Annotated in this window: 9 protein-coding genes; all 9 read left to right on the forward strand. The window is 51.8% G+C overall.

The annotated features are described in order from the left end of the window. Positions 1-52: 52 nt before the first annotated feature. Positions 53-1,834, forward strand: coding sequence for a hypothetical protein (locus IEY46_RS04330; RefSeq protein WP_188989466.1), 1,782 nt, complete (start codon positions 53-55; stop codon positions 1,832-1,834). Positions 1,835-1,865: 31 nt separating this feature from the next. Continuing rightward, positions 1,866-2,768, forward strand: coding sequence for an aldo/keto reductase (locus IEY46_RS04335; RefSeq protein WP_188989468.1), 903 nt, complete (start codon positions 1,866-1,868; stop codon positions 2,766-2,768). A gap of 42 nt (positions 2,769-2,810) precedes the next feature. Continuing rightward, entirely contained in the window at positions 2,811-5,036 is a 2,226-nt protein-coding gene (locus tag IEY46_RS04340) for a helix-turn-helix domain-containing protein (protein ID WP_188989470.1), read from the forward strand. 165 nt (positions 5,037-5,201) lie between these two features. Continuing rightward, complete coding sequence (locus IEY46_RS04345) at positions 5,202-6,125, forward strand: ABC transporter permease (protein ID WP_188989472.1); 924 nt, start codon at positions 5,202-5,204, stop codon at positions 6,123-6,125. Positions 6,126-6,156: 31 nt separating this feature from the next. Then, on the forward strand, positions 6,157-7,020 hold the full coding sequence (locus IEY46_RS04350) for a carbohydrate ABC transporter permease (RefSeq protein WP_188989474.1): 864 nt from the start codon (positions 6,157-6,159) through the stop codon (positions 7,018-7,020). 83 nt (positions 7,021-7,103) lie between these two features. Next, positions 7,104-8,726 carry a type 2 periplasmic-binding domain-containing protein gene (locus tag IEY46_RS04355; protein WP_188989476.1) on the forward strand — a complete coding sequence of 541 codons (1,623 nt, stop codon included), beginning with the start codon at positions 7,104-7,106 and terminating at the stop codon, positions 8,724-8,726. A 130-nt stretch (positions 8,727-8,856) separates the two neighbouring features. After that, the gene (locus IEY46_RS04360) at positions 8,857-11,517 is read left to right on the forward strand and encodes a right-handed parallel beta-helix repeat-containing protein (RefSeq protein ID WP_188989478.1); all 2,661 of its coding nucleotides are present in this window, start codon (positions 8,857-8,859) and stop codon (positions 11,515-11,517) included. Positions 11,518-11,589: 72 nt separating this feature from the next. Then, on the forward strand, positions 11,590-12,594 hold the full coding sequence (locus IEY46_RS04365) for a phytanoyl-CoA dioxygenase family protein (protein ID WP_229750056.1): 1,005 nt from the start codon (positions 11,590-11,592) through the stop codon (positions 12,592-12,594). A gap of 13 nt (positions 12,595-12,607) precedes the next feature. Next, positions 12,608-13,675, forward strand: a complete 1,068-nt coding sequence (locus IEY46_RS04370; RefSeq protein WP_188989482.1) for a Gfo/Idh/MocA family protein — start codon at positions 12,608-12,610, stop codon at positions 13,673-13,675. Positions 13,676-13,694 lie beyond the last annotated feature (19 nt).

Raw genomic sequence — 13,694 nt, forward strand, 5'->3', positions numbered from 1 at the left:
AGCAATCTGAAGAAACCTGACCCCAATATGATAACGAAGGAGCCATTAATCCATGTTCACATTGGAACGGCAAAGCACGCATCAACAGATGCAATCCGTGCTGCTTGACTATATGAAGACCGTTTCTGCCTGGATCGACAAGGAAACGGGAGCAATTGAAGACCGCTGGGATACGATTTACAGCGAGAATTATACGGCTGGTACTGCGGCGGTTATTTTCGCCGGGGGTGCGGGATTCAGCGGCAATACGGAGCTTCAGGATACGGCAATCCGCCTGATCCGGCGTTCCATTGTGCGCTTGAAGGATATGAACGCCGCGCCGTTCACCCGCATGTTTATTTATCATTTCAGTATGATGGCGCTTCTGATCCTGCCTGAAGACGTCCGCAGCCGCCATAAGGAGGAATTTGCGGAAGATTTCCTGCATGGCGAGCCGCAGGATTGCGGCACCATTAATTTGAACTGCGCCGCCCTGCAGCTGGGCAATGAGTTGTTTCTCGAGAAGCTGGGTTACCGCCTTGCAAACAAGGCGTTTATGGCAGATTTGATGGCCTTGATTGAAGAACGCGAGAATGAGGGGTTTCTGAACGATTCGTTTGATCAGCATGATCAGGAAACCTTCAGAGAGCATGATGGCATGCCGATTTCCTATTCCGCGTTTATCATGTTTATTCTGACAGGCGTGATGTCGGCGATTGAGGAATGGACGCCAGAGCAGCTGGAGATTCGCGCGCGGCTGCAGCTGCTCATTGAGAAAGGGCAGGCGTGGCTGAATCATGCAACATCCTTCGACGGAACCTTCGCGATGATGGAGCGGAGCCGCCATCAGATGTTTACCTGGGGATCGTTTGTGGCGTATCAGGCTTATGCCGGAATGGGGGATAAGGGGCTGTTCGATAAAGCCTTTCAAGCCTGGCTCCCGTACAAGAAAGAGGATGGCACCTACAGCATGACGCCAAATTATTTGCCTCATGAGCTTCGAGTGGGTTATGAGTGGTATACCTTGGTGAATTGTTACGGTATTCTGGGAATGACCGGAATTTCCATGGCGGAACGAATTATACGCAGCGACCTGCAGATGGAACGGATCAATGACCGCCCGCCGCTCCCTGTAAACAATCAATACCTGGATTTACGCAGCGGCTATGCTTTTGTCCGCAGCGGAGATGATTTCTTTGCTTGCAGCCTGAGAATGCATGTGGGCAAGTACAGTCCGGCCCTGTGCGGATTTCATTACCGGCTGGGTGGTACCAAGCCGCCGCTGGCGGAACCGAAGCTGAACCCCGCAAATCTTGCGCCTGGACTGTATCAGCAGGGGTATGATCTGGGAGCATGGGAAGGATTTCTGCTGCGGGATGTTGAAGGTACTTTGTATTACCCCGATATGACGGTCAACCCGGAAACAGAGTGGCTTGAGAAAGGGATTGCCATGACGGGACAAAATGAATTTCTGAAGTACCGTAAAACGATTGCGCTTACCGGAACGGGAATCGAATGGACGTACCGGCTGAAAGCCAAGCGTGATTTTGTCTCATGCGAGCATATTCTGCCGCTGCTGCTTACGGATGGTCGCGATGGAACAAGAATAGAGAAGCGGACAGAGCATGGCTGGATGCTTTCCTATGCAGGGAGAAGATACGAAATTTCCTGCGATGCCTGCGACAATACGATCCGTACGCCCGATGCGGTGTACGCAAACGAGAATAACCTTTCCCTGTCCCGTTCCTTGCGATCGGTATCCGGCGTTTCCGCCAACCTGTCGCTGGTCGTGGCTGGACCCCGTCAAGCCGGGGACGAATGGACATGGACAACGCGGTTAGTGGAGCTGAAGTGACAATCTGCAAGTAAAAGGAGAATGAACATAAGTGGAGTATACACAGCTTGGCCGAACGGGGTGGCAGGTTTCCAAGCTGGGACTTGGCGGCGCGCCCCTCGGCGGCGATTTTGGTGAAACCACGGACCGTGAGGTCGAAGACGTGGTGCATGCCGCAATCGACCTTGGCATTAATTTCTTCGATACTGCGCCCTTGTACGGCCAGGGAGAAAGCGAACGCAGGCTGGGGCTTGCGCTGCGCGGCCGCCGGGACCGCGTTATCTTGGCGACAAAGGCCGTCATGCGCGGCGAATCTTATTCCTACGATAATACCATCCGCTCGGTGGAGGAAAGCCTGCGCAGGCTGCAGACCGACTGGATTGATCTGATTCAGCTGCATGAACTGGAATCCTGCGGCGAGGAAATGGCCAGGAACGAAACGCTGCCCGCTTTCCGGACCCTCCTGGAGCAGGGCAAGGTCAGGGCGCTCGGTGTAAATGCCGGTCAGCTTGGGCTGCTGCTGCCGTTCGTACAGGAAAATCTGGTAGATACCGTGCAGACCTTCGGCAAATACACACTGATCGATCATACCGCGGCGGAGATTTTGTTTCCCCACACGAGGGTCCATGGAACAGGTGTTATTCACGGCAGTCCTTTGGCCATGGGAATGCTGGCGGACAGCCCTGCGCCGTTTCTACACAAATATCCAGCCAAACTCCAGGAAGCCGAGCGCCGCAAAGCGGAGCTCGCTTTCCTGCGTCAGCCGGGTCCGGGCGGTCTGATTCAATCGGCGATGCGTTTTTGTCTGGGCTGTCCTGATATTTCGGTCACGCTTACCGGAACGACCGATATTCGGGAGCTGACCAGAAATGCATCGTATTGTGATGGCAAGGGACTGGATCCCGAAATCGAAGGCCGTGTGCTCTCTACGTTCAAAGGTGAAGCAATGCTGTAAGCGACTGACGGCATTTCAGACGAAAGGTCGGTGAGGTGTTCGGTGATTGCGAAATGGAAGAGCAGCTATTATTTCCGGTTGGTTCTGTCTTATACGGTGTTGGCCCTTGTGCTGATCGGCATTACGGGCGGTTATTTATTGACCAATGCGAACCGTATGGTGACGAGCGAAGTTTCCAAGGAAGCCAGGTACGGCTTACTGAATGTGAAGGATCTTGTGGAAAACAATTTTCTGCGGTTTTATGAGGATGCTTTCTTTAATAAGGTACTGATGACGTTCAACAAGGACAGCAACGAGGAAATCAAATACCTGCTGGAACATAAAGCGGAAGGTAATGTTTCGCGGATTGTCCGGTTCATTACGGATCTCGGATTAATTAAGGAGATGACGGCGGGGCTTGACGGGATTACGGTGTATATGCGTGAGGGCGAATATGCCATGGATCACAACCGCTATTATACTTCTCCAGATAATTCCAAGGATGCCGCCTTCATCCACACGCTTGACAAGGCGGTGCCGAATCACTGGTTCAAGCGGGATAAAGCAGATTCACCGGACCACCAAGTCATGACGTATGTGTTTCCGCTTCCCTACCAATCATCGCCTGCCAATGCGGCGGGCTTCCTTTATCTGGACATCAGCCTGGAGCATTTGAACACAATGGTGCGAAATGTGCTGAATGTCCCACAATCCCATGTTTATATGTTTGATGAGAACGGTCAGTTGATCCTCGGGGGAGAAAATGCAGAGGCCGGGGAAGTCGCGGCAGTCCGGCGTGAAATGGCGCGTTCGTTGATTAACAAGACCGGAGATGATGAGCTTTCCCGTTTCGGCAGCAGCATCATCTCCGTCCTGCCCCAGAACGATTCCGTTAACCGCTGGAGCTATGCGATCGTCAAGCCGATGAATTCTTTCCTGCTGTCGGCCAACAAGATGAAGCGCCAGGTATGGACGGCCTGTTTGATGGCACTGCTCGGGGGAATTATCATTTCCTTTCTGATGTCCAGGCAGTTTTATTTGCCGCTCAAAAAACTGCTGTATTCCATCCGCAATCTCTATAATGGACCTCCGCCGGCTGCGGGGAATCATGAATACGCTGCCATTGACCATATGTTGATGTTCATCGATATGAGCATGCTCCAGATGAAGGACCAGGTAAGGACAAAGCAGATTACGGGGTTGATTACCGGTCAGCAAACGGCTGCGGAGTTCGGACATTTTCCGGCGATGCCGCTGGAATGCCGGTATGCGGTAGTCTACATGGCAACCGCACCCGGAGATAGCGATATGCTGACGCGAATGGTCAGTGAGCAGACTGGGCTTGCAGCAGAGCTTGTCAGTCTGAGCGCAACGGAAATGGCATTGCTTCTATTCATTTATGACCAGCAGAAGGATACTTTCGACATTGTCGTAGAAAGTTTGGAAGCCATGCGCGATTTCCCTGGCGCTGTGCCGTTTGGTGCCGGTATCGGAACGGTAGTGGAGTCTGTGGAAGCGATTCATCATTCTTATCAGGAAGCGATGCAGGCTTACAAATATTGCTATATCCGCGGCAAGGATGCGATTATCCGGTTCGAGGAAATCTCTTCATGCCGGGAGACCCTGCTTCTACCTCAGGTTGGATACGATATGCTGCAGAACAAGGTGCAGACCGGAAATGCGGCCGAAGCGGGGCAGTGGATGGATGAAATGACAGTCACCTTGAAGACGGAACTTCTCAGTATTGAGACAATTGAACTGATCAGTCTGCGGATTGCCACGGTACTGTCCCAGGTTGTAATTGAACAGAAGCTGCATGAATTATTTCCCGTATTCGGGTTCCAGGAAAAGATCAGAAAATGCACGATGGACGAAACGATGGCTATGCTCAAAGAGCAGGCTGTGGATATCGCCAGGCATATCCAGGAGACCCGTAACGATGCCCACCATGAGAAAATCATTCAATTAAAATCCTATATCGCCCAGCATATGGCGGATGATCTTTCTCTTGAGAAGCTGGCCGGAAAAGTGAATCTGTCGGCGAATTATGTTTCGACCTTATTCGGTTCCATCTCGGGCGAATCGTTTACCGAATATTTGAACCGCATTCGTTTGGAGCAGGCGGCTTTTCTTCTTGTTTCAGACAGAGAATCTACTGTGGCGGAAACTGCCGCTTCCGTAGGCTTTCGCAATTCGCAATATTTCTGCACGAGGTTCAAAGCCAAATTCGGCGTGACTCCACTTCAGTACCGCGGCAAAGGCAAACTGCAGGAGAGTCTTGCCAAGTGACCCGCCATTCTTAGGTTATATAAATCTCCAATCGATAAAATTATAATCCTCCATCAGAAAATATTGAACGGAATCGGAAAGAATTGAAATGGACGCCCGCCTCCATCTTCCACTACATTAGACATATCACCTGCAGGCAAAAGCTAAAGAGAGGATGGGGCACGGATGCAGACGGCATATTGGCGAAGAACCTGGAAATCCTATAAGCGGTATAAATTTTTGTTTATTCTACTTGCTCCTGCCTTGATATGGTACGTGGTATTTGCGTATGGCCCGCTCTACGGGATTCAATTGGCCTTTAAGGATTTCATTATTAACAAAGGCATTAATGGCAGCCCTTGGGTTGGTCTGAAACATTTCCAGTCGATGATCAGCGGCGCGCAGGATTTTCATCTTATTATCCGCAACACCATTGTGCTCAGCTTATACCATTTGATCTTTGGGTTCCCGGCTCCCATTATATTAGCCTTGCTTCTGAATGAAGTGAGAGGCGAAATTTTCAAGCGAATTTCGCAAACGCTTTCATATTTACCGCATTTTTTATCCTGGGTCGTTGTGGCCGGTTTTATGTTTACGGTCCTATCTCCTTCCAGCGGTATTGTGAATATGATTATCGGCTGGTTCGGTATCGAGCCGATCTATTTTGTCGGCCAGGCAGCCTACTTCCGGTTCACGCTGGTGATGTCGGCCATTTGGAAGGAAATAGGATGGGGAGCGATTATCTATTTGGCGGCTCTCGCCGGAATTAATCCTCAAATGTACGAGGCTGCCGTAGTGGACGGAGCAAGCCGGTTCAAGCAGCTGCTGTATATTACGCTCCCTTCCCTGATCCCGGTTATCTCCATTATGTTCATTCTGCGGATTGGCCATATTCTCGACGCCGGGTTCGACCAGGTGCTGAATATGTATACGCCGGCGACTTACCGGGTAGCGGATATTCTCGATACGTACGTGTATCGCGTCGGTCTGGAGCAAATGCAGTTCAGTTTCGCGACGGCAGTCGGATTGTTCAAGAATGTGATCGCCTTCGCGCTGGTATTGTTCACCAACTACATCGTGAAACGCTCCGGACAGGAGGGGTTGGTATGATTCCGTGCTGCCTGAAAAGGGGATGGCGAGGATGAAAATGACATGGCCCGAAAAAATCTTTCAACTCCTCCTTGTGCTCGGTCTGTCGCTTATGTGTCTGACTATGCTGTATCCGTTTCTGCACCAGCTTACGTTGTCGCTCAGCGCCGATGCGCCAAGACTGGGAATCAGTCTGATCCCCAAGAAGTTTGCTGTATCCGCATACTCTGAACTGTTCAAAACCAAGGAAATCTGGACAGCTCTGTACAATTCCGTATTCCGCACCGTGATCGGTACGATTATGATGGTGGCGATCATGTCGGCTGCCGCGTACGCCTTATCGAAGAGAGGGCTGCCGCACCGGAAATTTTACACCATGTTTATTGTCATCACGATGTTTTTCAGCGGTGGACTGCTCCCCACTTATCTGCTCGTTCAGAATCTGGGACTGCTGGATTCCCGCTGGGCGCTTATTCTGCCTTGCTTGGTCAACACGTTCTGGCTGATCATTATCCGCAATTTCTTTATGGAGCTGTCTGAAGAAATCGAGGAATCGGCCAAGATTGACGGTGCCAACGACATCCGCATTTTTGTGGGGATTGTTCTGCCGGTATCGATGCCGATCATTGCCACGATGACGTTGTTCTGCGCGGTGTTTCATTGGAACGCCTGGTTTGATGCCTTGCTATACGCGCAGGATCAGAAGCAGATCGTCCTGCAGATTTACTTGAGACGGCTGATTGTCAGTCAGGATGACAGCATGTTGACTTCGGCGCTTATGAGTATCAGCGCCCCTCCCAAGGAATCGCTCAAAGCAGCTGTGCTTGTTTTTACGACGCTGCCGATTTTACTGGTTTATCCTTTCCTGCAAAAGTATTTCACGAAAGGCATTCTGGTCGGTTCAGTCAAAGGTTGAAGGGCAAGCTTACAGTGTTATTAAGAGGCGGTTCTGATGCTTCTTGATATAAAAGCAGGTAAAAAAAGGGAGGATTCATAAACATGATGAAGGGAAAAGCATTTTTCAAGTCAGGCGTTTTTGTATTGCTGTTCATGATCGTGCTGGCAGGCTGCGGCAGTAAAGACAACAACAACCCGCCGGCCCCGGCAGCGGATCCGGGCAACACGTCCACAGAAGAGAAGGCTCCCGAAGAAGCAGCTCCCGAAGCGGAACAGCCTATCGAGATTTCATGGATTGGCGCCTATATTCCGGGAACAGATACACTTGCCCAGAAGTATGTGGAGAAGCGCTTCAACATGAAAATCAAGCCGATCGGTATAGACCGCGCCAACTGGGAACAGCAGCTTAACATTAAGCTGGCTTCAAATGAGAAGCCCGACTTTTTTGGAAACTTGGATTCCCGCATGGATAATTTCAAAACCTGGGTCAAACAAGGCATCATCGGTGAAATCCCGGTTGAGAAAATTCGCGAGTTTGCACCCAAATATTCCAAAATGATTGACGATGCCGATCCGACTGCTTGGGATGTACCAGTCGTGGATGGAATAAATTACGGCATTCCGAAGATTTATGCCGAAGGCGATTCTCCATTTATTCCGGCCTATAACGAAGCCTGGTTGACCAAGATTGGGTTCAGCGAGCCGCCGAAAACGTTGGAAGAGCTGGAGGAAGTGCTTACGAAATTCCGCAATGACGATCCCGACGGCAACGGCAAGAAGGATACCTACGGAATTTCCGCACGCGGTAAAGATACGCTCGGGAGCAACCAAATCTTCAACACGGTCTTCGCCTCCCATGGCATTACGCCTTCCGGATGGGTTCTGCAGGCAGATGGCAAAGTACAGTACGGCCTCACAACGGAACAGGCCCGCGCAGCTTTCAAGCTGCTGAACAAATGGTATAAAGCAGGCATCATCGACCCTGAATTCGTTACCGACGACTGGAATGCTTACCGCGCCAAATTTGTCGGTAACAAGACAGGCATGCTGGATCAGGCTCTATGGTACCACGATCATAGCTCCGGCCAGGTAGGCATGGATGCGGAGAAAGCAGGTATGAAGATGGTTGTCGGCAAGCCGGTCATCGGTCCTGCCGGAAAAATGATGGGGATCGCGCAAGGGTTTAAGCAGGTTCCTTTTGCTATCGGCGCGGACGCCTCCAAGGATCCGAAGAAGGTAGAAGCGATTCTGAAGATGCTGGAGACGCTGGCAACTGATGAAGAAGCCTATCTGTTGACCTCATACGGGGAGAAGGGCGTCCATTATGACTTGGCGGAAGGCGGAGGCGTTGTGCCCAAAGCTGAATATACCGATCCGATCCAGGCGACATCCGCACTCGGGATCAATTTCTTCAATCCGACCAAAGGAAACAATATGCTGATGCTCAAATGGGATTATCCCGCCGAGAAAGTGGACTTCCGCACGCAGGTTAACGACAAAGGAATTACGCCGATAACCGATGCCATGCAGATGAAAACATTGCCTGCCTGGGATGCCAACAAAGATGCTCTGTTGAAGATGGCTAAAGAATATGAGCTGAAGCTGATTCTTGGCGAAGTGGACACCGATAAAGGGTTCGACGCATTTGTCGCTGATATGAACAAAGCAGGATTGGAACAAGCGACCATTGAAGCCAATGAAGTTTACGCGGCATCGAAGAAATAAGCATGCAGACATGGCTGTCCTTTAAGCGACTTCCAGTCGTTTCCTGGACAGTCTTTTCGCTTTCGCAGCTTGTTTCCCATAAGGTTCGCTTCCGCACGAAATCAATCTGGTTCAGACAAGGAGGATTAGGATGGAAACGGTCAGCGGTCATACTTATTATGTGGCGGTGAACGGCAGCGACAGCCAGGATGGTCTGCATCCGGACCAGCCATGGCGGACGATCGGTTACGCTGCTGCAGCGATGGTGGCGGGCGACTGCTGTATGGTAAGCGAAGGCGTTTACCGTGAGACGGTGTCACCATCGTCTTCGGGCCGCGAAGGTGCGCCCATCACATTCAAGGCTCAGCCTGGAGCACGGGTAGTCATTAGCGGCTGCGATCCTGTGGAAAACTGGGCGCAGCGGCAGGGTGGGATATATGAGGCAGCGATGGAATGGAGCCAACGGGGTGACAGCGGCAATATCCTATTCATAGATGGCGTGCTCAGCCATGAAGCGATGTGGCCACCTATTACGGACCGTCTGGATCGTTCACAGTATGCGGTTGTCGACTCGTGCACCAATGCCTTGCCTGTCTATACGATTTATGACGAAGACCTGCTCGCTTTTTCCGATGGGCATTGGACCGGGGCGGTCGTGGCCTGCGTCAACGGGGCGGGTTATTATATTTCAACCGCCCGGGTGACGGATTTCCGCCAAGGCACGCTTTATTTTGACGGGTGGGTCAGCTCGGCTCCCCACTACCGTACCCAGTCAGGGGATATCTATTTTCTTACCCGTTCCTATCAGGCGCTTGAAGAAAGCGAAGGCTGGCATTGCGATGCCGTGAGTGGCAGATTATCCATCAGGCTAGCAGCCGGCGGAGATCCCAATGACCATGTTGTCGAGGCCAAGCGCCGCGATTACGCGTTTGACCTGCGCGGACGCCATTATATTGAAATCGAAGGTTTTGAAATTCGCGGAGCCTCCATTACAACCGAACAGGCCTCTTACTGCAAGATCAGTCATGTACGCGTCGAGGGCATCGACCGCTGCTTTGGCGACCGTCAATCCATCTATGGGCAGACGAAAGGGATTGAGCTTGGAGGGCATGACAATATCATGAGCGGAAGCGAGATCGGCTACTTTGAAGGCATAGGTGTCAATCTATCCGGCGAACGCAACCGGTTGGTCAACTGCCATATTCATGACGGCAATATGGAAGGCTCCTATGCCAGTCTTGTATGGGCGAGCGGTTCGCAGCATCTGATCAGCCGCTGCACGATTGCAAGGTCGGGACGTACCTGCATTTCCGGCGTATTCTCCCGCTCGGTAATCGAATATTGTGATATTTCCCATGCGAACTGTCTGACCAAGGACTCCGGCATTATTTATTTGTTTAATCACGATTTTGACAACACCGACATTCATCATAACTGGCTCCATGACAATGAGTCGCCGCATCTGAGTTTCGGCTTCTATATGGACGCATGGACGAGCGGCGTCAACCTCTTCCGCAATGTAGTATGGAATATTCCGCATCATGGGCTGCATCTTAACCGGCCCTTGCAGCGTACCCTTATTTACAACAATACGTTTCTGCGCAGCGGCGACGCGGATTCAGCCGTATTCTTGTTAGATGATATGTACGGCATGCAGATGATCAACAATATATTCTCCGATGGCAAGCTGGTGAAATGGGGCGAAGACTGTCTGGCTTCCCATAATCTGTTCGGACATGACGGCGGTTTTGTAAATGCTGATGAACGGGATTTCCGGCTCCGTCCAGATTCCCTGGCTTATTCGGCGGGGAGGAGAATCGCGGGCGTTACAGCTTCCACAGGCAAAATGCCTGATTTGGGCGCATATGAAAGCAATGAGCCTTATTGGATTCCCGGCCATGATTTTGGCAGAGAGACAGACGCGAAGCTCGTCCATTCGGCCCTCCGCAGCAAAAGCGCCATCGGCAACGGCGGCTTCGAGTCCAACCAGTGGGCCCCATGGGAGCCGACGAAGGGAAGTCCCAGCATCGTCTATGAATGTGCATGGGATTTCAGCCGGGAGGGTTATCCTTCCGTTGTGCGCAGTAATAAATATGCGGCGATGCTGGGCCCAGGCGATGAGATCAGGCAGAGAATTACAGGTGCCGAGCCCAATGCGGAGTATGAATTATGGGCCGGAATCAAGCTGGATGGCGAATACCGCAGCGCAGAGCATTTTGATGCCATTCAGAAGAAGGGGGCATTGGATACCGCTCCGGACGGCGGTTATGCTGTCTACCGCGATTTGCGTTATGTCGGTCCGCTGGTTGAAGGCGATTGGTTGAAGTATGCGGAAGTGGATTTTGGAAATCCGGGCAAATACGATCATTTGGCGCTGGGTCTGACGAAAATATCGGGTCCAATAGCGGTGGAAATATGTCTGGACAGCCCGGATGGAGAATGTCTTGGCATCATTTCCCAGGAAATGGATTACGAAAATGTGTGGCGGTATTTTTTTATGCCCATCGAAGTAACGCCGGGTGTGCATGATGTTTACATCAAGATCAAAGGAACAGGACGGCTTCTGTTCAGCGGCTTCAAGCTGGGTCACAGTAATTTTTTTGGCGCTGGTGCTACGATGGCCATCCACAGTTCTGATGGTGCCGTTGCGGAGCGCGGGGTATTCCGCCTGAACTGGGAAGCGAAGATGGCGAAGCTGCCATTCATATCGGGACCGGAAGAAACGGAATTTGAGGTGTCATTCAGGAATAACAGCCGGTATACCATTTATTTGGATGATGTCGGGCTGTGGCGGCCTGATCCTGGTAAATAAAGGGGCGGCTCTGTTGCGGCGGTGCTTCAAATCTACGCCAGAAGGCGGATAAGAGTGGAGAGGGTGATTGTCTTGGCTAGCGTTAAAGGGATGGTTCACAGTTTCACAGAGGAGCATTTGGTCGTGCTTGCTGATAATAATCAATGGTATAAATTCCCGATTCCTGAGCAGCGGCCGGAGGTCAGCAAGCGGGTGGTGGTTTGGCCGCGGGAGGATGGTCAGTCTACATTTACCTATGACGAGAAGCCGGTGGATGCCGCAGCAGCTATAGCGCAATCGATGTACCGCTATGATCATATTGCTTCGGACCGCGCGGCAACGGCTCAGGATGTTAACGATTACCGGATCAAGCAATTTTGGGAACAGGGGTATCTGGTTGTTGATCAGCTGCTGACAGAAACGGAGGTCGCAGCTGCCAATGAGGCCATCACGGACATTATCCAGGGACGGATTGTTGGACCCCGCCTGCAATTTATGAAGAAGGATAACGAAATGCTCACCCCTGAGGACCGGGACAGAGCGATGCGCAAACTGCATAAATTCATTGATCATGCTCCGGCCCTGCACGATGTTTGTTTTAATAGTCAGCTCCAGGACATTCTTGAGCGGATCTTCGGGGAGAAGGCGCAGTTTCTGGAGGATCAGGCCATTCTGAAGCCGCCTTCTTCGGAAGCCGGCGGTGAGAAGCCCTGGCATCAGGATATGGCTTATGGGAATCTATCCCAGACCAAAATGATCTGCGGAGTCTGGATTGCCCTCGACGAGGCAGCGCTCGACAATGGCTGCATGCATGTGATCCCTCGCTCCCACATGGACGGTCCCGTACCCCATTATGCCATTCGGGATTGGCAGCTGTGCGATACCAATGTCGCTGTTGAGCGCGATGTTGCCGTTCCGTTGAAGCCGGGAGGCGCGCTTTTCTTCGCCGGGTTGCTCCATCATGGAACGCCGCCGAATTTCTCGAGCAAGCGGAGAAGGGCGCTGCAATTCCATTATTCACCGGCATCATCAAGGAAGATGACCCCCCAGGAGTTCAAAATGATGTTTACCAACGAGATGACCAATGCTGAATGCTAAAGGAGAGACCATTATGAAACTGTTAAAAGTGGGCATTATCGGGCAAGGCAGAAGCGGTCACGACATTCATGCCAAAACGCTGAAAGGGCTGCCGGAGCTTTTTGAAATTGCAGCCGTTTCGGATTACGAGGTTTCCTACCGCAAGCGTGCCGAAGAGGAGTTCGGCTGTGAGGCTTACGAAGATTACAAGCAGCTGTTTGAGCGTGAAGACCTGGATTTGATCGTCAATGCTTCGCCCAGCCATCTGCATGTGCCGATCACGCTGGAATGCCTGGAACATGGCTTTCATGTATTATGCGAGAAGCCGCTTGCGCGCACGGCGGAAGAAGTGGATACCTTGATCGACGCTGCCAGCCGGGCCGGAAAGCTTCTGACCATATTCCAGCAGTCCCGCTATTCTCCGGCTTTCCAGCAGATTATGGAGGTAGTAGGGTCCGGTGTGCTCGGGCGTATTGTCCAGGTTAGTATCTCGTTCAATGGATTCGCGAGGCGCTGGGACTGGCAGACGCTGCAGGCCAACAATGGTGGGAATTTGCTGAATACGGGGCCGCATCCGCTTGACCAGGCGCTGCAGCTGTTCGGGACGGACTCGATGCCGGAAATCATGTGCTTCATGGATCGGGTCAATACCTTTGGTGATGCCGAAGATTATGTGAAATTGATTATGCACAAAAACAATCATCCGTTGCTGGATCTGGAAATTACCTCCTGCGATGCTTATCCTGGCACTACCTACCGGATTCAGGCGCAATACGGCGGCATCAGCGGGACAGGGACAAAGCTGAACTGGAAATATTTCCGGCCGGAGGAGGCTCCCGAACAGCAGCTGATCCGCACCCCCTTGAAGCATGCCGACGGCTCTCCAGCATATGGCTCGGAAACGCTGCCCTGGATCGAGAAGCAGTGGGAGCTGCCGGAAGAACAGAAGGATATGCTGGGCCATGTATGCCGGACCTTTTATGGAAAACTGCATGCGGCTCTAGTGAACGGGGAACCCCTTGATATCACACCGCAGCAGGTCAGACAGCAAATTGCCGTAATCGAAGAATGTCACAGGCAGAATCCTTTGCCCAGATTGTAAGTAATACCAGGAAAGGAGA

The sequence above is a fragment of the Paenibacillus nasutitermitis genome (assembly GCF_014641075.1).
Taxonomy (GTDB): domain Bacteria; phylum Bacillota; class Bacilli; order Paenibacillales; family Paenibacillaceae; genus Paenibacillus_Z; species Paenibacillus_Z nasutitermitis.